The organism is Brevibacterium otitidis, assembly GCF_042429315.1.
Lineage (GTDB): Bacteria > Actinomycetota > Actinomycetes > Actinomycetales > Brevibacteriaceae > Brevibacterium > Brevibacterium otitidis.
Map to the genome: position 1 here is coordinate 1 of NZ_JBHMAU010000071.1, position 20,941 is coordinate 20,941.

The 20,941-nt window shown below is 67.4% G+C and carries 20 protein-coding genes; 13 read left to right on the plus strand and 7 right to left on the minus strand.

Going from position 1 to position 20,941, the window contains the following annotated elements; all coding sequences use genetic code 11:
- Window positions 1-487: 487 nt before the first annotated feature.
- A complete protein-coding gene (locus tag ACFFN1_RS11755; protein ID WP_376840969.1) occupies window positions 488-1,282 on the minus strand; it encodes an RDD family protein in 795 nt (264 codons plus the stop codon).
- A gap of 172 nt (window positions 1,283-1,454) precedes the next feature.
- Window positions 1,455-2,174, minus strand: coding sequence for an IclR family transcriptional regulator (locus ACFFN1_RS11760; RefSeq protein ID WP_376840970.1), 720 nt, complete (start codon window positions 2,172-2,174; stop codon window positions 1,455-1,457).
- A 127-nt stretch (window positions 2,175-2,301) separates the two neighbouring features.
- Between ACFFN1_RS11760 and leuC the strand changes: the two genes are divergently transcribed.
- From leuC to ACFFN1_RS11800, 8 genes are all read left to right on the plus strand, one after another.
- Window positions 2,302-3,732 carry a 3-isopropylmalate dehydratase large subunit gene (leuC, locus tag ACFFN1_RS11765; RefSeq protein WP_376840971.1) on the plus strand — a complete coding sequence of 477 codons (1,431 nt, stop codon included), beginning with the start codon at window positions 2,302-2,304 and terminating at the stop codon, window positions 3,730-3,732.
- A 10-nt stretch (window positions 3,733-3,742) separates the two neighbouring features.
- Window positions 3,743-4,342, plus strand: coding sequence for a 3-isopropylmalate dehydratase small subunit (gene leuD, locus ACFFN1_RS11770; RefSeq protein WP_376840972.1), 600 nt, complete (start codon window positions 3,743-3,745; stop codon window positions 4,340-4,342).
- Between the two features lie 163 nt (window positions 4,343-4,505).
- Window positions 4,506-5,825, plus strand: a complete 1,320-nt coding sequence (gene murA, locus ACFFN1_RS11775; protein ID WP_376840973.1) for a UDP-N-acetylglucosamine 1-carboxyvinyltransferase — start codon at window positions 4,506-4,508, stop codon at window positions 5,823-5,825.
- Complete coding sequence (locus tag ACFFN1_RS11780; RefSeq protein ID WP_376840974.1) at window positions 5,822-6,673, plus strand: lysophospholipid acyltransferase family protein; 852 nt, start codon at window positions 5,822-5,824, stop codon at window positions 6,671-6,673. The genes murA and ACFFN1_RS11780 overlap by 4 nt, the downstream gene beginning before the upstream one ends.
- Window positions 6,670-7,710, plus strand: a complete 1,041-nt coding sequence (locus ACFFN1_RS11785) for an NAD(P)H-dependent glycerol-3-phosphate dehydrogenase (RefSeq protein ID WP_376840975.1) — start codon at window positions 6,670-6,672, stop codon at window positions 7,708-7,710. Before ACFFN1_RS11780 ends, ACFFN1_RS11785 begins: the two co-directional genes overlap by 4 nt.
- 40 nt (window positions 7,711-7,750) lie before the next feature.
- Window positions 7,751-8,290, plus strand: a complete 540-nt coding sequence (locus ACFFN1_RS11790) for a YbhB/YbcL family Raf kinase inhibitor-like protein (protein ID WP_376840976.1) — start codon at window positions 7,751-7,753, stop codon at window positions 8,288-8,290.
- A gap of 27 nt (window positions 8,291-8,317) precedes the next feature.
- Window positions 8,318-9,454: a D-alanine--D-alanine ligase family protein gene (locus tag ACFFN1_RS11795; protein ID WP_376840977.1), complete on the plus strand. Its 1,137-nt coding sequence runs from the start codon at window positions 8,318-8,320 to the stop codon at window positions 9,452-9,454.
- 368 nt (window positions 9,455-9,822) lie between these two features.
- Window positions 9,823-10,440 (plus strand): DUF2599 domain-containing protein, encoded by a 618-nt coding sequence (locus ACFFN1_RS11800; protein ID WP_376840978.1) that lies wholly within the window; start codon window positions 9,823-9,825, stop codon window positions 10,438-10,440.
- 339 nt (window positions 10,441-10,779) lie between these two features.
- Here ACFFN1_RS11800 and ACFFN1_RS11805 read toward each other — a convergent pair whose 3' ends face one another.
- Window positions 10,780-11,328 (minus strand): DUF3515 domain-containing protein, encoded by a 549-nt coding sequence (locus ACFFN1_RS11805; protein WP_376840979.1) that lies wholly within the window; start codon window positions 11,326-11,328, stop codon window positions 10,780-10,782.
- Between the two features lie 46 nt (window positions 11,329-11,374).
- Here ACFFN1_RS11805 and thiL point away from each other — a divergent pair, with 46 nt between their 5' ends.
- The 4 genes from thiL to rsmD are packed head-to-tail and all read left to right on the plus strand — an operon-like array spanning window position 11,375 to window position 16,903.
- On the plus strand, window positions 11,375-12,385 hold the full coding sequence (gene thiL / locus ACFFN1_RS11810; protein ID WP_376840980.1) for a thiamine-phosphate kinase: 1,011 nt from the start codon (window positions 11,375-11,377) through the stop codon (window positions 12,383-12,385).
- Window positions 12,386-12,424: 39 nt separating this feature from the next.
- A complete protein-coding gene (locus ACFFN1_RS11815) occupies window positions 12,425-14,110 on the plus strand; it encodes a DAK2 domain-containing protein (RefSeq protein WP_376840981.1) in 1,686 nt (561 codons plus the stop codon).
- Window positions 14,111-14,129: 19 nt separating this feature from the next.
- Window positions 14,130-16,316, plus strand: coding sequence for an ATP-dependent DNA helicase RecG (locus tag ACFFN1_RS11820; RefSeq protein ID WP_376840982.1), 2,187 nt, complete (start codon window positions 14,130-14,132; stop codon window positions 16,314-16,316).
- A 2-nt stretch (window positions 16,317-16,318) separates the two neighbouring features.
- Window positions 16,319-16,903: a 16S rRNA (guanine(966)-N(2))-methyltransferase RsmD gene (rsmD, locus tag ACFFN1_RS11825; RefSeq protein ID WP_376840983.1), complete on the plus strand. Its 585-nt coding sequence runs from the start codon at window positions 16,319-16,321 to the stop codon at window positions 16,901-16,903.
- Here rsmD and ACFFN1_RS11830 read toward each other — a convergent pair.
- The 4 genes from ACFFN1_RS11830 to ehuB all read right to left on the minus strand — a co-directional run bounded on the left by ACFFN1_RS11830 (window position 16,897) and on the right by ehuB (window position 20,121).
- Window positions 16,897-17,724 carry an amino acid ABC transporter ATP-binding protein gene (locus ACFFN1_RS11830; protein WP_376840984.1) on the minus strand — a complete coding sequence of 276 codons (828 nt, stop codon included), beginning with the start codon at window positions 17,722-17,724 and terminating at the stop codon, window positions 16,897-16,899. The two genes, rsmD and ACFFN1_RS11830, sit on opposite strands and share 7 nt — an antisense overlap.
- Complete coding sequence (ehuD, locus tag ACFFN1_RS11835) at window positions 17,711-18,367, minus strand: ectoine/hydroxyectoine ABC transporter permease subunit EhuD (protein WP_376840985.1); 657 nt, start codon at window positions 18,365-18,367, stop codon at window positions 17,711-17,713. Before ehuD ends, ACFFN1_RS11830 begins: the two co-directional genes overlap by 14 nt.
- The gene (gene ehuC / locus ACFFN1_RS11840) at window positions 18,367-19,098 is read right to left on the minus strand and encodes an ectoine/hydroxyectoine ABC transporter permease subunit EhuC (RefSeq protein WP_376840986.1); all 732 of its coding nucleotides are present in this window, start codon (window positions 19,096-19,098) and stop codon (window positions 18,367-18,369) included. The genes ehuD and ehuC overlap by 1 nt, the downstream gene beginning before the upstream one ends.
- A gap of 135 nt (window positions 19,099-19,233) precedes the next feature.
- The gene (gene ehuB, locus ACFFN1_RS11845) at window positions 19,234-20,121 is read right to left on the minus strand and encodes an ectoine/hydroxyectoine ABC transporter substrate-binding protein EhuB (protein ID WP_376840987.1); all 888 of its coding nucleotides are present in this window, start codon (window positions 20,119-20,121) and stop codon (window positions 19,234-19,236) included.
- A 242-nt stretch (window positions 20,122-20,363) separates the two neighbouring features.
- On the opposite strand from ehuB, the gene coaD reads away from it, so the two are divergent.
- Window positions 20,364-20,858: a pantetheine-phosphate adenylyltransferase gene (coaD, locus tag ACFFN1_RS11850; protein WP_376841055.1), complete on the plus strand. Its 495-nt coding sequence runs from the start codon at window positions 20,364-20,366 to the stop codon at window positions 20,856-20,858.
- Window positions 20,859-20,941: the final 83 nt, after the last annotated feature.

Genomic DNA, 20,941 nt, shown 5'->3' on the forward strand with positions numbered 1-20,941 from the left:
TTCATCCTGGCTCGAAGTTCGAATCAATCGAAACTCTTGCTGAAGTCGGTGTGCAGTCAGCGTCCTACGCCACGATCAAACCTGACTAATTTGAGCCAAGTCAGGGCGCCCAGAATGATCCCGAAGAACACGCTCCAGCCGATGAGGAACAGCCATGTGCCGACACAGGCGATGATGTGTAGCACGTAGATGATCCCGGCCCACCGCACGCTGACGAAGTGATCGAACTTCAGATCGAGCAGCGCACCGAGGAACCCAGTGGTGTCACGTCCGGAACCAGGCTGCGCTGCCGCCGGTGCGCTGCCCCAGCCGCTAGCGGACTGGGTGCCGTAGTGGGTGCCGCCGGCCGGCTGTCCGCTGGGGCTGGTGGGGATGCTGGGTCATGCTGTTCCTTTCAGGGGTTGATACTGCTCACAGTCTAGAGAGCGCGGCGGATATCGGGGTCTCGGCACCGGTGGCGCGGCATCAGGCATCCGCCAGGAGCGGCTCAGCGGTCGGCTGTGCTGATGACGACAGTCGACGCCGCCTTGTCGTGGAAGCCCTGGCGGAGCTTCGTGTCGATGAACAGCGATAGGTAGCACAGCAGTGTGCCGAACCCGCCGACGAACGGGACGTAGGCGCAGAGCCCGGGGATGAGCCAGCGCAGGAAGCTGCGGCCGAATCCCGGCCGGGTGCCCTCGTCTGCCCGGACGACGCGGATGCGCATGAGCAACTTGCCCACTGTCGCACCCCAGATCGCGACCATGATGAGCTCGTAGGTCCAGACCAGGGTGAGGACGAGGAGGAACGCCAGCAGGTATCCGCCGAGCCGGCCGGCCTGGGCCATGAGCATGCCTTCGACAGCCTCGCTGCTGTTGGCCCGGCCGATCGCGGCGCCGATGAGCGCGAAGGTGAAGTAGATGACGGCCGTCAGCGCGTTGACGAAGGCGAGGTCGATGATGCGGGCGATCCAGCGCCTGACAGGGTTGGCCAGCACCGCTGTCTGGGAATCGGCGAAGGCGACGACCGTGGGGCCGGGAGCGGAGGCGGGCTGGGCAGAGTTGTGGGTCTGGGGCTGCATGTTCGTGGCCGTGCGCTCCAGCCACGCCCCGCCGCGGGCAGCCGCGCCGGTGACTGCGGCACCGGCCTGCGCTGCGTAGGAGGCTGCCCGGCTGCCTGTCGTCTGGGCCGGGCCGGTAGGCGCATGCGGCGGTGGGGGCGGAACTGTGTTGCTGCCGCTGCCTGCCGTGGGAGGTGCGGCAGGCGGCGGTGGTGGCTGGGCGGGAGGTTCAGGTGACGTCATCGGCATCTTCTCTCCTCGAATACTCGATATAGGGATATGTGAAACCGCTTCCGCGGTTCCTGTCAGCCTAACGACTTCCGCACGGAATGGAACGGGCTCAGCAGAGCTTTTCGGCACACGCGATCGCGGCACCGGACATGATGTCCGATGCCGCGATGTGAAGAGGAGCGGTTCAGGTGCGATTGAGCGCTTCGGTCAGGGCCTTGGCGGCTTCGAGGATGGACTGCGCATGCAGGCGTCCGGGCTGCCGCGTGAGCCGTTCGACTGGCCCGGAGATCGACACGGCAGCGACGACGCGATTGCTGGGGCCGCGCACAGGTGCGGAGACCGAGGCGACGCCGCGTTCGCGTTCGGCGATCGACTGTGCCCAGCCGCGTCGGCGCACGCCGGAGAGCATCGTGGCAGTGAAGCGGGCTCCGCGCAGGCCGGAGTGCAGGCGGTCAGGCTCCTCCCATGCCAGCAGGACCTGGGCGGCAGACCCGGCGCGCATGCTCAGGGTCGCACCGACGGGAACGGAATCGCGCAGGCCGACCGGACGCTCAGCCGCAGCCACGCACAGGCGCAGATCGCCCTGCCGGCGGAAGAGCTGCGAGCTTTCACCGGTGCGGTCGCACAGCTGGTTGAGCACCGGGCCAGCAGCAGCCAGCAGCCGGTCTTCGCCGGCAGCCGAGGACAGTTCGGCCAGGCGCGGGCCCAGCACGAACCGGCCCTGCAGATCACGGCCGACGAACCGGTGGTATTCGAGTGCCACGGCCAAACGATGTGCGGTCGGGCGGGCCAAACCAGTGAGCGTCACGAGTTCGGCCAGGGAAGCCGGACCGGCTTCGAGAGCTGAGAGAACGAGGGAGGCCTTGTCGATGACGCCGACGCCGCTGCCAGATTGTGTGCTCATAGCCCACATTCTGCAATCTCATAAATCGAGATGCAAGTTCACCATGCAGAATGCGCGATTAGTGTCGGTGGCCAATCCGCTCCATCTGTGACCTGTGTTGAGCACGAACCGCATATAGGAGGACCCTGTGGGCAAGACACTGGCCGAGAAAGTCTGGGCCGATCATGTCGTCACACGCGGCGAGGACGGCGCTCCCGACCTGCTCTATATCGACCTCCACCTCGTGCATGAGGTGACGAGCCCACAGGCATTCGAAGGGCTTCGGCTGGCCGGACGCACGGTGCGCCGACCCGATCTCACCATCGCCACCGAAGACCACAACACCCCCACGCTGGAGATCTTCAAGCCGATCGCCGACCCGACATCGCGCAAGCAGATCGAAACCCTGCGCGCCAACGCCGAGGAGTTCGGCATCCGGCTGCACTCGCTCGGCGATGCCGATCAGGGCATCGTCCATGTCGTCGGACCGCAGCTGGGACTCACCCAGCCGGGTATGACGGTGGTCTGCGGCGACTCCCACACTTCCACCCACGGTGCCTTCGGCGCACTGGCCTTCGGCATCGGCACCTCGGAGGTCGAACACGTCCTGGCGACCCAGACGCTGAGCCTCAAGCCGTTCAAGACGATGTCGATCACCATCGACGGTGAGCTGCCCGAAGGCTCGACCGCCAAGGACATCATCCTCGCCGTCATCGTCAAGATCGGCACCGGTGGCGGCCAGGGCTATGTGCTCGAGTACCGCGGCGAGGCGATCCGGAAGCTGTCGATGGAAGCCCGGATGACGATCTGCAATATGTCGATCGAAGCCGGTGCCCGCGCCGGCATGATCGCCCCGGACGAGACGACCTTCGACTACATCCAGGGCCGCCCGCACGCACCCGAGGGCGCCGACTGGGATGCTGCCGTGGAGTACTGGAAGACCCTGCCGACCGACGACGATGCCGTCTTCGACGCCGAGGTGGTCCTCCAGGCTGCTGACATCGAGCCCTATGTCACGTGGGGCACCAATCCCGGTCAGGGCCTGCCGCTCAGTGCCCGGGTGCCGGACCCGGCTGAGATCGTCGACGAGAACGACCGCGCGGCCGCTGAAAGCGCCCTGGCCTATATGGACCTGCCTCCGGGGATGGCGCTGCGCGATATCAGCATCGACACGGTCTTCCTCGGCTCCTGCACCAACGGCCGGATCGAGGACCTGCGCGCTGCCGCCGAGGTGATCCGCGGGCGCACGAAGCATCCGAACGTGAAGTTCATGGTCGTCCCCGGTTCAGCGAAGGTCCGCCTGCAGGCCGAAGCCGAGGGGCTCGATGCGGTGTTCACTGAGTTCGGAGCCGAATGGCGCTTCGCCGGCTGCTCGATGTGCCTGGGCATGAACCCCGACCAGCTGGCCGAAGGGGAGCGCTGCGCCTCGACTTCGAACCGCAACTTCGAAGGACGGCAGGGCAAGGGCGGGCGCACCCACCTCGTCAGCCCGCTCGTCGCCGCCGCCACCGCTGTGCGCGGCACCCTGTCCTCGCCTGCCGATCTGACCGCCGACGACCGCGCTGCCGTCAGCGCCTGAGGGAGGAACCATGGAGAAGTTCACCACGCACACCGGAACCGGCGTGCCGCTGCGCCGCTCGAACGTCGACACCGACCAGATCATCCCGGCCGTCTACCTCAAGCGGATCACCCGCACCGGCTTCGACGATGCGCTCTTCGCCCGCTGGCGCAAGGATCCCGACTTCGTCCTCAGCCAGGAGGCCTACGCAGGCGGCTCGGTCCTCGTCGCCGGCCCGGACTTCGGCACCGGCTCCTCGCGCGAGCACGCCGTGTGGGCGCTCAAGGACTACGGCTTCAAGGCGGTGCTCTCCAGCCGCTTCGGCGATATCTTCCGCGGCAACGCCGGCAAGGAGGGCCTGGTGGCCGCCAAGCTGGAGCAGTCCGATATCGAGCTGATCTGGAAGATCCTCGACAACCAGCCGGGCACCCCGGTCACCGTCGACCTCGAAAGCCGCACCGTGACCTGCGATTCCCTCACCGTGCCCTTCGAGATCGACGACTACACCCGGTGGCGGATCCGCGAAGGCCTCGACGACATCAGCCTGACCCTCGGCCATGCCGAGGACATCGAGGCCTATGAGGCGTCCCGCCCGAGCTTCAAGCCGCAGACGCTGCCCGCAAAGGTCTGAGCAGCCACACTCCTCTGGCGCCCCGACAGTGTGGTGACAGGCCGATCAGCACGAGATTCGCTAGGCTGGTCACGCATGCCCTGCGGCCGAGACACCGCCTCGGCGCCGGCAGAAGCGTCAGACGACTGGCATGCGCGATGCCGGGACACGGCGAAGGAGGACAATGCTCGAGGTCGACGGAGGCACTCCGCTGTGCGGAACCGTGCGCGTTCGAGGGGCGAAGAACCTCGTGTCGAAGGCGATGGTCGCCTCACTGCTGGGATCCACCCCATCGGTGCTGCGGGGAGTGCCGCGCATCCGCGATGTCGAAGTCGTCACCGGACTGCTCGAGGTCCACGGGGTCAGCGTCGAGACGCGCCCGGACGGCGACTTCCCCGACGGTGAGCTCATCATGGACCCGGCCAATGTCGAACAGGGTTCGATCGTCGACATCGACGCCCACGCCGGCTCCTCACGCATCCCGATCCTGTTCTGCGGCCCGCTGCTGCACCGCCTCGGCCGCGCCTTCATCCCGGACCTGGGCGGCTGCCGGATCGGCGACCGGCCCATCGACTTCCACCTCTCGGTGCTGCGCCAGTTCGGCGCGACCGTCGACAAGACCCCCGGCGGCATCCAGCTGGAGGCCAAGCAGCGCCTCCAGGGCACCCAGGTCGAGCTGCCCTACCCCTCGGTCGGGGCGACCGAGCAGGTGCTGCTCACCGCTGTCACCGCCGAAGGCGTGACCGAGCTGAAGAACGCTGCGATCGAACCGGAGATCATGGATCTCGTCGCGATCCTGCAGAAGATGGGTGCGATCATCTCCGTCGACACCGACCGCTGCTTCCGGATCGTCGGCGTCGAAGAGCTCTCCGGCTACACTCACCGTGCGCTGCCGGACCGCATCGAAGCGGCCTCCTGGGCATCGGCGGCGCTGGCCACCGGCGGCGAGGTGTTCGTCGAGGGCGCTCACCAGCCGGACATGATCACCTTCCTCAACGTCTTCCGGCAGATCGGCGGCACCTTTGACGTCACCGAGACCGGCATCCGCTTCGCCCACCCCGGCGGCGGCCTGTCCTCGCTGCCGCTGGAGACCGATGTCCACCCGGGCTTCATGACCGACTGGCAGCAGCCGCTCGTCGTCGCCCTCACGCAGGCGACCGGTCTGTCGATCATCCACGAGACCGTGTATGAGAACCGCTTCGGCTTCACCGAGGCGATCAACCGGATGGGCGGGACGATCCAGCTCTACCGCGAATGCCTCGGCGGCACCCCGTGCCGGTTCGGGCGCAAGAACTTCAAGCACTCCGCCGTCATCTCCGGACCGACCAAGCTGCACGGCGCCGACATCGAGGTCCCGGACCTGCGCGGCGGGTTCTCCCACCTCATCGCCGCGCTCGCCGCTGAGGGCACCTCGCGGGTCTCGGGCATCGGGATCATCAACCGCGGCTACGAGGACTTCCTCGACAAGCTCGCGGCCCTCGGCGCGAAAGTCCAGATGGCATGACACACAACGACAGCCGCGCCCACCCTGACGACGTGCCGGCCGAGGCCCTGCATGCCACCCACGACGGCAGCGTCGACGTCACCGGCACCCCGCCGAAGTACCACGTCGACTTCGATGCCAAGAGCCTGAAGAAGCAGAAGTTCACTGCCGGCTTCGTCGCCCCGGTCGCCGGCGTGCTCTTCCGGCTGTTCGGCCGTTATGAGGTGATCGGGGAGGAGCACATCCCGCCCACCGGGCAGCCGGCGATCTTCGTCGCCTATCACGCCAGCTACCTCGACCCCCTCCTCATCGGACTGACGCTGTGGTACCGCGGGCGGTTGCCGCACTACCTGGCCAAGTCCTCGCTGTTCACCGGCGTGCTCGGCATCGGCCTCAAAGCGATCGGCCAGATCCCGGTGGTGCGCAACTCCGTACATGCCGGCGGCAGCCTCGTCTACGCCAGGGCCGCACTCGAAGGCGGGCAGTCGATCGTCATCTACCCGCAGGGAACCCTGACGAAGGATCCCGACCTGTGGCCGCAGGCCTCGAAGTCAGGTGCCGCGCGCCTGGCCCTATCGACAGGAGCCCCGCTCATCCCGGTCGTCCACTGGGGCTTGGACAGGTCGATGCCGGTCGGAGCGAAGATCCCCAAGCTGCGTCCGCGCAATACGCTGCGCGTCGCCTTCGGCCCGGCGATCGACTACAGCGACCTCGATGGGCTGACCACCGCCAACATCCGCACCCTGACAGGCCGCGTCACCAGCCACATCGCAGCCGAACTCGCAGTGCTGCGAGGTGAAGCGATGCCCGAGCGCTTCCGCGCCGACTACCGGCCGGTCGCCGGGCGAACAGAAGGAGACATCGCATGACGATCGCCGTACTCGGAGCCGGGTCCTGGGGGACGACATTCGCCAAGGTGATTGCCGATGCCGGTCACGAGGTGCTGCTGTGGGCCCGCCGCACGGAAGCGGCAGACGAGATCAACACCTCCCACTCCAACAGCCGCTACCTGCCTGGCATCGAGCTGCCTGACACGATCCGCGCCAGCGACGACGTCGCCGACGTGCTCGCCGCCGCTGAGGTGGTGGTGCTGGCGGTGCCTGCGCAGTCCCTGCGCGAGAACCTCACCGCGTGGGCGCCGCTGCTGCGTGAGGACGCCGTGCTCGTCAGCCTCATGAAGGGCATCGAAGTCTCCACCGGCAAGCGGATGAGCGAGGTCATAGCCGAGGTCACCGGTGCCGGCCCGGAGCGCATCGCCATCGTCTCCGGGCCCAACCTGGCCCGTGAGATCGCCGTCGGCCAGCCGACTGCCACCGTCATCGCCTGTGCCGATGAGGCTGTGGCCGACCGCATCGCCGAACTCACCGCCAACGCCTACTTCCGCCCCTACACCAACGATGACGTCGTCGGCGTCGAACTCGGCGGGGCGATCAAAAACGTCATCGCCCTGGCCGTAGGCATCACCGACGGGCAGGGGATGGGAGACAACTCGAAGGCCTCGATCATCACCCGCGGCCTGGCTGAGACCACCCGGCTGGCACTGGCGATGGGCGCAGACGCCCACTCCCTGGCCGGTCTCGCAGGCCTCGGCGACCTGGTCGCTACCTGCGCCTCACCCCTGTCGCGCAACCGGTCCTTCGGCCGGCTGCTCGGCGAGGGCCTGAGCCTGGAGGAGGCCACCGCCCGCACCGCCCAGACCGCCGAAGGCGTCAAGAGCGCTGCCGCGGTGCTCGAACTCGGCCGCTCCCACGGCGTCGAACTGCCGATCACCCAGGGGGTGACCGCCGTGCTCACCGGCCGGCTGCATGTTGACGAACTGGGAGGTTTGCTGTTGTCTCGAAAGCGTAAGACCGAAAGCCCGATGAAGTACGACCAGACCCCGGGCCAGAGCCCGGCCGGCAGCTGAGAGCCCTCAGCCGCCACCCGTCACCGGCTCAGGAGGAAACATGATCGAACACCAGAACTCACCCTTCGCCAAGCTCAACGAGGTCCCGCGCTTCGAGGTCACCAGCACCGACATCACCGAAGGAGCCGAACTCGACGCCGCCCAGCGCTCCGGCGCGATGGGCATCGACGGCGGCGGGGACATCTCTCCGCAGCTGTCCTGGTCCGGCTTCCCAGCCGAGACGAAGGCCTTCGCCGTCACTTGCGTCGACCCCGATGCCCCGACCGGCTCCGGATTCTGGCACTGGGTGCTCACCGACCTGCCGGCCGATGTCACCGAGCTGCCGGCCAACGCCGGTGACCCGGATGCCGGGCTGCTGCCCGACGGCGCCGTCATGATGCGCAACGACGCCGGTGAGCCTCGCTTCGTCGGTGCCGCCCCGCCGGAGGGCCATGGACCGCACCGCTACTTCTTCATCGTCCACGCCCTGTCCGAACCGCTCGAACTCGACGCCTCGGCCAGCCCGGCCTTCGTCGGCTTCAACATGTTCTTCAAGTCGATCGGCCGCGGCTGGATCGAGACCACCTTCGAAGTCAAATGACCAATACTGCCAGGAACAGCTGATCCCATGACACCAGTCTCCTCGTCCTCCACCGCCGGTGGCTCCCGTCCTGTCGTCGCCGTCCTGTTCGGCGGCCGCTCCTCCGAGCACGCCGTCTCGTGCGTCTCGGCGGCCAATGTGCTTGCCGCGATCGACCGGGACGCCTACCGGGTCATCCCGATCGGCATCACCCGGCAGGGCACCTGGCGGATCGTGGAGGACTGGGAGAAGTTCTCCTTCGACCCCGACTCGATGCCGGAGGTCACCGACGACGGCACCTCGGTCATCCCCTCGATCTCCGAGCATCGCGAACCGCTGCTGCACCGGGCCGCCGACGGCACGCTGAGCGAACTCGACGTCGTCGATGTGTACTTCCCGGTGCTGCACGGCCGCTACGGTGAGGACGGCACCATCCAGGGGATCTTCGAGTTGTCGAACACTCCGTTCGTCGGCGCCGGCGTGCTCGCCTCGGCCGTGAGCATGGACAAGCACTTCATGAAGGCCGTCATGGCCAACTCCGGGATCCCGGCCTGCCCGTTCGTTCTCATCACCGAGGTGAAGTACGAACACGCCCCGGAGGTCATGGCCGAGCGGGTCGAGCAGCTCGGCTTCCCCGCCTTCGTCAAGCCTTGTCGTGCTGGATCGTCGATCGGCGTCTCGAAGATCAACGACGCCTCCGAACTCGATGCGGCTCTCAAGGAGGCGTTCGAACACGACAACAAGGTCATCGTCGAACCGCTCGTCGACGGACGTGAGATCGAATGCTCCGTCCTCGGCTCCGTCTACGACCGCCGGGCGCGGACCTCGGTGCCCTCGGAGATCGTCTTCGGCGGGGACCACGAGTTCTACGACTTCGAGGCTAAGTACCTCGACCTCGATTCGGTCAAGCTCATCTGCCCGGCTGATGTCGATGCTGAGACGACCGCGAAGATCCAGGATCTCGCCGCCCGCACCTTCAAGGCTTTCGAATGCACCGGCCTGGCCCGCGTCGACACCTTCGTCACCGCCGACGGCGATGTGCTCATCAACGAGCTCAACACGCTGCCCGGCTTCACCCCGAGCTCTGCCTACCCGCAGATGTGGGCGGCGACCGGCCTGGAGTACGGCGAGCTCATCTCCGAGCTCATCAGCATCGCGATGAGCGACCACGCCCGGGGTTCATGATCACGAGTGGCGGACTCACCGCCCGATCGACCAATGAAGCTAACGCTGTCGTTAGGGGAGCAGGGATGGAGTTGGCAACAAGTCCTGTGCCTCGCAGTACTGCGGATTCGCTGAATGTTGGCGGCTAAGAGCCCTAGATTCTTGTCCCAGGAGCAGTTGCGCAGAAGCAGCCCGGTGAATGCGTCGAATGCGTCAGCACTGACGACTTGCGAGCGGAACTGCACCTTCGCAACTCTTGCACAAGAGTATCGGAGTGGTTACGCTTGCAACCATCATCCGTCTATGAGTAGAGGTGCACAATGAGACGAGTATTTGCCCCCCCGGTGATCGCACTTAGCTTGGCGTTCTCGCTTCTGGCCACGCCAGCTATGGCATCCGCCCAGGCACAGTCGCCTGACACGGGTGCGGTCATTTCCGGTGTTGAGATTTCCGGCGGAAATCTGACGTCCAAAGAATCAGCAGACGGCAGCGTTGATTTTAGCTTCCGCGGGCCGTCTATCGAGACCCCGGACGAGCTGAAGTGGGAACACGGTCTAGAGGGTGGAGTTTACGCCGTAGATAGTTCGGGCGAATTCCGCCTGGTTGTTTCGGCTCCGGAGGTCGCTGGTAACGTGGTCGCGTGGGCGATCGATGGAAATGAGCTGAAGGTCGATACCGATCGCCCAGTGGGTTCGGAGCGGGTCAATGCCGCGGCCGGAATTTCGCTGATCAAGAGCGTCAAGCGAGGAACTGAAAAGCGCAAGCCGCGGTACATGATCAGCCCGACCAAGGTGGGGCGGTTTGCGCCATCGGCAGTGCACGCCACAGCTGGTTGGAATGAGGCGAAGCGCAAGGGCGTTAATCGACCGACGCAGGGTCTGAAAGAGCAGTACGTGTGCCACCCAATGTCAAAGGTTGCTCGTTTGAAGTCGACGTGGAATATTGAGTCCTGGCGCCCAACGGTTGGTTTGCCGCGGACGCTTGCGGCGGCATGTAATCCCAAGTGAGGAGTAGAGAGATGAGGAAATCTAACGTCCTGAATGTTGTTCTAGGGGTGTTCTTTGTTCTGTTGCTACTCGCCTTAGTGGCCAGTGGCGCCATTTCTGGAATGGAGCGCGACAACAATATCTACGGTTCGCCGGCGGATCAGCTCTTTCCGTGGCTAGCGATAGCTGTTCTGGGAGTCGGAGCTGTCTGGGGTGTTTCGCTCTTCCGGAGCCTTAGCCGGCGTCGCCGGTAAAAGCAGGACAGTCAATAAGCGGCGCGTACGCAGTTGGAAACTGCGTACGCGCCGCTTATTGCATGAGGTCCGCTTTCGGTTGGAACCTGTCAGTTGGAGGTTCTGCTCACGGCTGGGACGTCTCCTCACCGGCAGGCTTCTCACCGGCCGGCTTCTCCTCGGCACCCGGTGTCTCGATGGGCTGACCCTTCTCATCGAGATCCTCAGCGCCGACGCACTGCCGGGTCTGCTTGATCGTCGACACCGGCGGGGACACCTCGGCGAGCACAGTGGCACCGGCGATCTTGTCCGTGGCGACAAGCACCTCGACAGCCGGTTCACGGCCGTAGGTGACGAACCGCCAGTTCTTGCCCTTCTCCTCGGTCGAGACCCAGTCGACGCCGTTGACGTTGACGCAGCGGTCCGTCGAAGGAACCGGCGGCTCGACGCCGCAGCGCAGCACCGCCACCGAGGGATCGCCCCACGCCTTGGTGCCCTGCGATGTCGTCTTGCGCCCGTTGTTGCCGTCGACCTCACCGGGCATCCGCAGCATGACAGCAGCGCACTCGGGGTTGTGGGCATCGGCAGCCGGCTCGACGGACAGAGCGGCACCGCAGCCGCTGAGACCCAGGCCCAGGACGGCGCAGCCGGCAGCGATGATGGGGAGGCGGTTCATGCCCTCCAGGTTAGTCGGTGTCCGTTCCGCTTGGCATACTGACCCCATGACATCACCTGCTCCCGGCACACCGCCGGTCTCACCTGGTGCCACGCTCGGCGACGTCGGCGAGGACGGCGTGCTCGCAGCCCTTATGGACGTGCTCCCGGCTCCCGGTCCCGAGGTGCGGGTCGGGCCCGGAGACGACGCTGCGGTCTCGACGGTGCGCGGGGATCTCGTCTCGACGACCGACATGCTCGTCGAAGGCGAGGACTTCCTGCCGGCCTGGACGGACCCGCATCGGCTCGGTATCAAGGCCGCCGCCCAGAACCTCGCCGATGTCCACGCGATGGGTGCCTCCCCGCACGGGATGCTGCTGACTCTCGGCGCGCCGAAGGACACTCGGCTGTCCTTCGTCCGGGAGTTCATGAGCGGTTTCGCTGAGGAGACCGCACGCGGGGGAGCACAGGTCCTCGGCGGCGACCTGTCCGGCGGGCCGGTCGTCATCATCTCCGTCACCGCCCTCGGCACGCTCGCCGCCCGCCCGCCGGTGCTGCGCAGCGGCGCACAGCCCGGCGATGCGATCGTGCTCGCCGGCACTGTCGGCCGGGCCGCAGCAGGACTCGACCTGCTGCTGGCCGAACCCGAACTTGCCGAAACGTCGGAACCGGCCCTGCGCGAGCTCATCGAAGTCCAGCGCAGCCCCCGGCCGGACTACGCCGCAGCCGCCCGGATTGCCGGCAGCGCGCACGCGATGATCGACGTCTCCGACGGACTCGCCGGCGACCTCGGCCGCATCGCCGCCGCCTCGCACGTCACCGCCGACCTCGACCCGGATGCCCTCGACGCACTCGCCGCACCGCTGCAGGCCGCCGCCGACCACCTCGGGAACGATGCCGACCCGCGGGACTGGGCGCTGCACGGGGGAGAGGACCACGGGTTCCTCGCCACCGTCGATGAGGCCGACGTTCCGGTAGGCTGGATGCGCATCGGCACCTGCCGCGAAGCCACTGAGAGCGGCGGCGTCACGATCGCCGGGCAGCCGGTGCAGGCAGGGTCGTTCCGGCACTTCGGCTGATCCGCACTGCGCAGGCGACGACGAGCGGGGGAGGGGAGCATGAACGAGCGCGATGCGCGCAATATCAACGGGCGGCTGGCCGCCCGCTGGGCCCGACGCACCGTCGAACGGATGCGCCGCGAACGCAACGACATCAACGCCATCAACGTCTTCCCCGTCGCCGACGGCGACACCGGCTCGAACCTCTACCACACCGTCCGCTCGGCCTACCGCGCCGTTGAGAACCTGCGCGGGGCCGTGACCCTCAGCGACGTCATCGGCGCGATGGCCACCGGCGCGCTGCGCGGAGCCCGCGGCAACTCCGGGCTCATCCTGTCTGTCGCCTTGCGCGGAGTCGCCGACGCCCTCGACGGAGTCACCGACCTCGACGCCCCGACCTTCGCCGGCGCACTCGAACTCGCCGCCGCCCGCGCCCGTACCGCCGTCGCCGCCCCGGTCGACGGCACCATGCTCACCGTGCTCGAGGCGATGGCCGCCGAAGCCCGCAGCCAGGCCGATGCCGGCGCTGACCTCATCACGCTCATCGCCGCCGTGCGCGAAACCTCCCAGCAGGCGCTGCTGGAGACCACCGGACAGCTGCCTGCGCTGAGCGAAGCCAACGTCGTCGACGCCGGTTCGTCTGGCATCGTCGAGCTCTTCGACCTGCTCTACCTCACCGTCACCGGTGAGGACCCCGCCGACCACCCCGCCCTGCACGCAGCCCACCTGACCGCCACGACCGGCGGCTCCACCGCCTCGGGCACTGACACCGGTGCAGGAGCCGACGCGGCTGCTGAGGAGTGCCGCGAACCGAGTGCCGGGGCGCTGCTGCACACCGGCGAACAGGGCTTCGAACTCGTCTTCTACGTCGCCGAGCGCCGCGACCGCACCCGGCAGGTGAAGAAGACCCTCACCGCCGCCGGTGGTGACTCGATCGTCGTGTCCTGGCCGATGATCCACGTGCACGTGCCCAGCGAGGACGCCACCCTGGAGACCCTGCGGTCGTGTGCCGACCTCGGGATCGACCGGCTGCGCGTCGAAGACCTCTCCGTCACCGGCGGCCGCACCCTGGCCACCACCGTCATCGCCGTCTGCTCCGGGGTCGGGATGCTCTTCGCCTGCGCGCTGCAGGACGCCCACGCCGTCAACGCCGACGGGGCAGCAGTCGCCGAGCAGATCGACGAGCTCATCGCCGAAGCCGACGCCCCCGTCATCGTCGTCCCCGACTCCGCGCAGCTGCTCGGCGAGCTGCGTCGCCGCTACGGCCACGGCAGAGAGGCCGCCGCAGACAGCACCGGCGGCGAGTCACGACAGCCGGTCTCGATCGTGCGCTCCCGCTCAGCTGCCGCAGTGCTCTCGGCACTGGCCGTCTACGACAGCGCAGCCCCAGCCGCGGAGGCGTTCGAGGACATGGCCGAATCAGCCGCCGCCACCCGGGTCGGAGGAGTCGTGCGCGCCGAGCGCAGCTCAGCCGGCCCGCTCATCTACGACCGCAACGACCTGCTTACGATCATCGACGGGCGGATCCGCAGCGTTGAGCAGAACCCCGCCGCCGCCGTCATCGCCTGCGCCGACCGGCTCCTCGGCGCCGGCGGTGAGGTCATGACGGTCGTCACCGGCGCACAGCTGCCGGCCAGTGCCGTCGATGCGTTGCTGCGCCACGCCGAGACCCGCCACCCCCTCGTCACCGTCGACATCGTCCGCTCCGAGCACCCCGAGGGCTGCGCGGTGCTCGGCGTCGAATAGATCGCGGAGAGCCGAGAAGATGACCCGCGAACCGATCGACGTCAGCACCCTGCTCGATGACGAGCGCCTGTCCGCTGACCTGCGCACCGTCGGGATCACCACTGTCGACGAAGCGCTGCGATACTTCCCGCGCCGCTATCTGCAGGCCGGCACCCTGAGCAATCTCGCCATGGTGATGGAGGAGGGCGCCGATGTCGCCTTCATGGCCCGTGTCGAATCGGTCACCACCCGGCAGATGCGGCGGCGCCGCGGCAGCATCACCACCGCCCGCGTCACCGACGGCTCCTTCATCGTCGATGTGCCGTTCTTCAACCAGCACTGGATCGCCGACAAGATGCTGCCGGGCACGGAGATCGCCATCAGCGGCAAAGTCGCCCGCCAGAACCCCCGCTACGGCACGGATGCGCACTTCCAGATCAAGAACCCGGTGTGGCTCAATCAGATCGCCGGCGATGAGCTGAGCTTCGAGACCCGCAGCCATCCGATCCCCATCTACCGGGCCACCAACCGCATCGCCACTCACCGGCTCGCCGCGGCCATCCGCACGATCCTCGACACCGCCCCTGAGGAGGCCTTCGCCGACCCGCTGCCCATCCAGGTGCTCAGCGATCGGCAGCTGCCGGATCTGCGCAGCGCCTATGGGCACATGCATCGGCCCGACACCATGGAGCAGGTCGCAGCCGCCCGGCAGCGCTGGAAGTTCGAGGAGGCCTTCGCCCTGCAGGCTCACCTGCTGGCGGAGAAGAGCCTGTGGAACCGGGAGCTGGCCCGCGAACTCCCCGGCCGGCCGGACGGCGCGCTCGCCTGCTTCGATGAGCACCTCGCTTTCCCGCTCACCGGCGCCCAGCAGCGCGCCGGCGATGAGATCGCCGCCGATCTCACCCGGGCCCATCCGATGAACCGGCTGCTGCACGGCGATGTGGGCTCCGGCAAGACGCTGGTGGCACTGCGGGCGATGCTCCAGGCCGTCGACTCCGGCGCCCAGGCGGCGATGCTCGCCCCCACCGAGGTGCTGGCCGCCCAGCACTACCGCTCCCTGCTGACGATGCTGGGCCCGCAGGCTGAGGATCCCTCGCTGTTCTCCCACAGCCGGCTGCCGAACGAACACACCCGCGTCCGCGTGGCGCTGCTGACCGGCTCGCTCACAGCAAAGGAGCGCAAAGAGCTGCTGCTGGGGCTGGTGTCCGGGCAGATCGACATCATCGTCGGCACCCACGCGCTGGTGTCCGATACGACGATCTTCAACGCCCTCGGCCTCGTCGTCATCGACGAGCAGCACCGCTTCGGCGTCGCCCAGCGGGAGGCGCTGCGCCGCAAATCCGCCGACTTCGCCCCGCACGCCCTCGTCATGACCGCGACCCCCATCCCACGCACCATGGCGCTGACGGTGTTCGGCGATCTGGAGACCTCGGTGCTCGACGAGCTGCCCCACGGTCCTAAGGACATCACCACCCACGCCTTCTCCCTCGGCGAGCACCCCAGCTGGCTCGGCCGCGTCCTCACGATCGTCGCCGAGGCCGCCGCGCAGGGACAGCAGACCTTCGTGGTGGCCTCGAAGATCGACTACGACCCCAGCCAGGGCGACCCGGTCACCGCACCGATCGGCGTCGACGAGCTGCTGCGCCGCCTTCAGGGACACCCCGCCGTCGCCCACCTGTCCATGGCGACCCTGCACGGCCGGATGAGCATGGAGGACAAAGACGCCGTCATGAGCGCCTTCGCCGCCGGTGAGCTCGACGTCCTCATCGCCACGACCGTCATCGAGGTCGGCATCGACGTGCCGCGCGCCCGCATCATGGTGATCTTCGATGCGGAGAGCTTCGGCATCGCCCAGCTGCACCAGCTGCGCGGCCGGATCGGCCGCGATGGGAAGCCCGCCACCTGCTTCCTGCTCACCCACCAGCCCACCGAGACCGAGGCGATGGAGCGGCTGCAGACCGTCGCCGGGACCCTCGACGGCTTCGCCCTGGCCGAATACGACATGGAGAAGCGCCGCGAAGGCGATGTGCTCGGCCGCACCCAGTGGGGCCGGACCTCGCTGACCCATCTGTCGGTCGCCCGGGACAAACGCGTCATCGAAGAGGCCCGGAAGGCCGCGGCCGCGGTCGTCGACGCCGATCCGCTGTTCGAGGCCTATCCGCACCTGCGCGACTTCATCGACACGATCATCGGTCCCGACGGCAGCTTCAGCAGTTCGGCCAGCTGAGCATGCGCATCATCGCCGGCCGCTTCAAAGGCCGCCGCCTCAAGACGCCGGCAGGGGGGAACACCCGGCCCACCTCCGACCGGGTGCGCGAATCGCTGTTCTCCTCCCTTGAGAGCCTCGACGTCCTCACCGGCGCGCAGGTCCTCGACCTCTGCGCCGGTTCCGGTGGCCTCGGCTTCGAAGCGCTCTCCCGCGGCGCGGCGCACGTGACGTTCATCGAACGCGCCGCCGCGGTGTGCCGGGTCATCACCGCCAATGCCCGCGCGCTGCGTGCAGCACGGGAGGTCGACGTCGTCCAGGCGCCGGCCGCCTCGGGAGCGGCACGCCTGCCGGCCGGCAGCATCGACCTCATCTTCGCCGACCCGCCCTATCCCATGCCCGAAACCGAGGTCGCCGAGATCCTCGAGGCCTGCCGGCCGCTGCTGCGCGACGCGGAGGCCCTCATCGTGCTCGAACGCTCCAGCCGCTCGCCTGAGCCCAGCCTGCCGGCGGGTCTGGAGGTGTTCCGGCACCGGAAGAGCGGCGAGACCGCGCTGTGGTTCCTGCAGCTGGAAGACGCAGAGACGAGCGCGGTTCCGGCTCAGTGATCGAGCACAGCGGAGAGGAACTTCGCGGTGCGCTGATGCGTCGGATGTGTGAAGATCTGCTCGGGCGGGCCGTCTTCGATGATCTGACCGCCGGAGAACATCATCACCCGCTGCGAGACGTCGCGGGCGAACTGCATCTCGTGGGTGACGATGAGCATCGTGATGTCGGTGGTCTCGGCGATCTCGCGCAGCACCTTGAGCACATCGTCGACGAGCTCCGGGTCGAGCGCTGAGGTCACCTCGTCGAGGAGCAGCACCTCCGGATCCATCGCCAGCGCACGGGCGATCGCCACCCGCTGCTGCTGACCGCCGGAGAGCTTGGTGGGATGCTCGTTCTCCTTATCGGCCAGCCCCACCTTCTCCAGCAGCTCGCGCGCCTTGTCGAGCGCATCCGACTTCGACATCCCGAGCACATGCATCGGCGCTTCGATGATGTTCTCGGCCACCGTCATATTGGGGAACAGGTTGAAGTGCTGGAACACCATGCCGATCTGCTTGGTGTTGCTGCGCACCTGCTTCTTCGGCAGCGCCACGCGCTTGCCGCCGCGGTTCTCATGGGTCAGGGGAGTGCCGTGGACGTAGATATAGCCGTCCGTGAGCGTCTCCAGGGTCATGATGAGCCGCAGGATCGTCGTCTTGCCCGAACCGCTGGGGCCGATGAGCGTCACCCGCTCGCCGGGTGCGACGGTGAAGTTGAGGTCCTTGAGAACCGTGTTGTCGCCGAAGCGCTTCTCAACACCGGAGAACTCGATGGCCGGCTGGGCTCCCGCCGCCGAGGCGGTGGCGGCGCTGGCCGGCTGGGTCTCGTCAGTACCGGGCAAGGGATTTCTCCAATCGTCGGATGAGCAGTGAGGTCGGGTAGCTGGCGGCCAGGAAGATGAGGCCGGCGATGGTGAACGCCTCGGTGTAGGCGAAGTGCCGGCCGCCGTACTGCTGGGCGGAGGTGACGAGCTCGACGACGCCGATCGCGAACAGGAACGGCGTGTCCTTGAACATCGCCACCGCATAGTTGCCCAGCGACGGCACCGTGGCGCGCAGCGCCTGCGGCAGCACGATCGAGCGGAACGCCCGGACCGGCGGCAGGGACAGGGCGCTGATCGCCTCCCACTGGCCCTTGGGCACCGCGTCGATGCCGGCGCGGTAGCTCTCGGACATGTACGTCGAATAGTGCACGCCGATGATGATGAGCCCCAGCGTCAGCGACGGAATGCCGGCGAGCACCGGGTTCTTGGCGAACAGGAAGTAGATGAACAGCAGCTGCACCACCAGCGGCGTATTGCGCACGAAGGCGACGGCGAGCTTGAGCAGCCAGTTGATCCACCGGGGCAGCGCCCGCAGCAGCACTGCGATGATGAGGCCGAGGACGACGGCGATGAGGGTGCCGCCGAGGGTGGCGATGAGCGTCTTGCCGAAGCCTTCGAGCAGCATCGGCAGCGCATCGAGTGCCCGCGACCAGCTCCACATCAGCTCACCACCCCCTTCTTCGGTCCGTGCTGGCGGAAGAGCACACCGCGCAGCGCACCGGACTTCTCACGGCGGCCGAGGCGGACAGCGGCGCGCTGTTCGAGGAAGTCCATGCCCACCTGCAGCAGCCAGGCGAGGACGAAGTAGCCGAGCAGGCCTACGGAGTAGGAGAAGAAGGTGTCGCCGGTGGCCTGCCGCAGCTGATCGATGCGGTCAGTGAGGTCCTGCAGCGTGATGAACGAGACGACGGCGGTGCCCTTGAGCAGCTGGATGAGCAGCGTCGCCAGCGAAGGGATCATGAGCAGCCAGGCCTGCGGGAAGATGATGCGCCGCATCATCCGCACCGGCGAGATGCTCAGTGCGGTGGCCGCCTCCCACTGGCCGCGGTCGACATGCGCGATCGAGGAGCGCACCACCTCGGCGGAATAGGCGCCGTAGTTGAGCGCGAGAGCGAAGATGCCGCAGCTGAGCGGATCGAGATTCACCCCCAGCAGCGGCAGCACATAGAAGAGCCAGAAGAGCTGCACGAGCAGCGAGGTGCCGCGGAAGAACTCGACGATGATGCGGGCGGGCACGCCCAGCCAGCGGTACGGGCTGGCCATCGCCAGGCCGAGCAGCACGGCGATGAGCAGCGCGCCGGCGGCACCGCCGCCGGTGAGCATGAGCGTGACCTTGAGCCCGTCCCACAGCTGGGGCAGCTGATTCAGGAGAGCGGAGAGATTGTCTGTCATGAGAGCGTGTCTGTCATGTGCGGGCCTGAGAATCCTGAGGGGTCGGCTGGGAACACATCGTCACCGGTGAGCGGCCCGCACCCGAGGTGCAGGCCGCCCGGCCGATGACGCTGGCGGTGCAGCAGCAGGCTGCGATCAGCTCGGCAGGTCGCCCGAGCACAGCTGCTCGGTGGTGATGGAGCCGTCCGGGCGCTCCTCGGCGGTGAAGCCGAACTCGCCGACGATCTCCAGGTAGCGCTCCTCATCGCCGACGATCTCCTCGAGCTTCTCGTTGTAGGCCTCGAGCAGGTCTTCGTCATCGGTGCGGAAGACCGTGCCGCCTGCGCCGATCTGCGGCACCCCGTCGATCTCCTGCACGAAGGAGTCGGTCACCTCGACACCGGCGTCGGGGTTGTTGTCGGCCATCCAGTTGAGCGAGATGCCGGTGAGCGCGAAGACATCGGCGCGGCCGGAGGTCACCATGTCCATGCCGTCCTGCGGAGTGCCCACCTCGGTGGAGCCCTCGATGCCGAGGTCGGCGGCGTAGTCGGATTCGATCGCACCGGTCATCGTCGCCAGGGTCAGATCCGGGTTGGCGGCGACGTCGTCGAGGGTCGAAAGGTTGTGCGGATTGCCCTCTTCGACCATGAGCGCGGTCGTGTACATGAACTCCGGGCTGGAGAAGTTGGCCTGCTCGCAGCGATCCGGCAGGATCGACATGCCGGCGGAGACGACATCGAAGCGGTTGGCGTTGAGGCCTGGGATGAGGCCGCCGAATTCGGTGAGCACGCCGTCGACCTCCTCGACGCCGAGCTCCTTGAAGATCTCCCGGTGCAGAGCGACGGTCGCGCCGGTGAGCTCGCCATCGGCTTCGAAGCTGTAGGGGGCCTCACCAGCGAAGCCCACGGTGATCTTCTTCTCCTCCTGGATCTTCTCCAGGGTGTTGCCGGCCTCCGAACCGCCGCCTCCGCAGGCAGCGACGAGGCCGAGGGAAGCGACAGCGGCAACGGCTGCCAGAGGACGAGCGATTCGGCGGTTGCGCATAGTGTTCTCCGTTTCGTGTATTCAGCATTCGACAGCGGGCAAGCCGTGCGGATGAGGATCCTTATGACCTGCATCACTGCTGAACAACGTAGTCGAGGCGCAGCGTGAAGCCCCCAGCTTCTGCGGGAGCGTTAGGACATCGTTACATGCATACGCGGCGCATCGGTCGCGGGAACCGGCCGCGCCCGAGGTGTCCTGCGCTAGTCTGAGAGCGTCCCCTGCCCCGGATGGAACGGATGCGCATGAAGGTCGTCTGCCCCGGCTCCTATGACCCGGTCACCGTCGGACACATCGACATCGCCGCCCGTGCGGCCGCACTGTTCGACGAGGTCGTCATCGCGGTCGTGCACAATCCGTCGAAGACCGGTCACTATCCGGTCGCCCAGCGCATCGAGCTCATCGCAGCGGCGCTGGCCGCTGAGCCGCGCACCGCAGAGGCCGCCAACATCAGCATCGACGATGTGCCCGGCGGGCTGCTCGTCGACTACTGCCGGACGATCGGCGCCACCGCCGTCGTCAAGGGGCTGCGCTCGGGCACCGACTTCGCCTATGAGCTGCCGATGGCGCTCATGAACCGCCACCTCACGGACCTGGAGACGATCTTCCTGCCCGGCGACCCGCGCTTCGAACACGTCTCCTCCTCACTCATCCGCGAAGTCCACGCCCTCGGCGGCGATGTCTCCGAGCTCGTGCCCGCGGCGGTGCTCGCAGCGATGGACGCCAAGCGCGACCGCTGAGAGCCTGCGGCCCCGCCATGTGGGTCACAGCCGCCCAAGTGGCAATCACTGGGCGAAGCCATTAGACTGTTTCCTTGCGTGTG

Excerpts from the sequence above, each read along its gene's own strand:
- ACFFN1_RS11755 (WP_376840969.1), bottom strand. The coding sequence starts at position 1,282 with ATGACGTCACCTGAACCTCCCGCCCAGCCACCACCGCCGCCTGCCGCA.
- ACFFN1_RS11760 (WP_376840970.1), bottom strand. The coding sequence starts at position 2,174 with ATGAGCACACAATCTGGCAGCGGCGTCGGCGTCATCGACAAGGCCTCC.
- leuD (WP_376840972.1), top strand. The coding sequence starts at position 3,743 with ATGGAGAAGTTCACCACGCACACCGGAACCGGCGTGCCGCTGCGCCGC.
- murA (WP_376840973.1), top strand. The coding sequence starts at position 4,506 with ATGCTCGAGGTCGACGGAGGCACTCCGCTGTGCGGAACCGTGCGCGTT.
- ACFFN1_RS11780 (WP_376840974.1), top strand. The coding sequence starts at position 5,822 with ATGACACACAACGACAGCCGCGCCCACCCTGACGACGTGCCGGCCGAG.
- ACFFN1_RS11785 (WP_376840975.1), top strand. The coding sequence starts at position 6,670 with ATGACGATCGCCGTACTCGGAGCCGGGTCCTGGGGGACGACATTCGCC.
- ACFFN1_RS11790 (WP_376840976.1), top strand. The coding sequence starts at position 7,751 with ATGATCGAACACCAGAACTCACCCTTCGCCAAGCTCAACGAGGTCCCG.
- ACFFN1_RS11795 (WP_376840977.1), top strand. The coding sequence starts at position 8,318 with ATGACACCAGTCTCCTCGTCCTCCACCGCCGGTGGCTCCCGTCCTGTC.
- ACFFN1_RS11800 (WP_376840978.1), top strand. The coding sequence starts at position 9,823 with ATGGCATCCGCCCAGGCACAGTCGCCTGACACGGGTGCGGTCATTTCC.
- ACFFN1_RS11805 (WP_376840979.1), bottom strand. The coding sequence starts at position 11,328 with ATGAACCGCCTCCCCATCATCGCTGCCGGCTGCGCCGTCCTGGGCCTG.
- thiL (WP_376840980.1), top strand. The coding sequence starts at position 11,375 with ATGACATCACCTGCTCCCGGCACACCGCCGGTCTCACCTGGTGCCACG.
- ACFFN1_RS11815 (WP_376840981.1), top strand. The coding sequence starts at position 12,425 with ATGAACGAGCGCGATGCGCGCAATATCAACGGGCGGCTGGCCGCCCGC.
- ACFFN1_RS11820 (WP_376840982.1), top strand. The coding sequence starts at position 14,130 with ATGACCCGCGAACCGATCGACGTCAGCACCCTGCTCGATGACGAGCGC.
- rsmD (WP_376840983.1), top strand. The coding sequence starts at position 16,319 with ATGCGCATCATCGCCGGCCGCTTCAAAGGCCGCCGCCTCAAGACGCCG.
- ehuD (WP_376840985.1), bottom strand. The coding sequence starts at position 18,367 with ATGTGGAGCTGGTCGCGGGCACTCGATGCGCTGCCGATGCTGCTCGAA.
- ehuC (WP_376840986.1), bottom strand. The coding sequence starts at position 19,098 with ATGACAGACAATCTCTCCGCTCTCCTGAATCAGCTGCCCCAGCTGTGG.
- ehuB (WP_376840987.1), bottom strand. The coding sequence starts at position 20,121 with ATGCGCAACCGCCGAATCGCTCGTCCTCTGGCAGCCGTTGCCGCTGTC.
- coaD (WP_376841055.1), top strand. The coding sequence starts at position 20,364 with ATGAAGGTCGTCTGCCCCGGCTCCTATGACCCGGTCACCGTCGGACAC.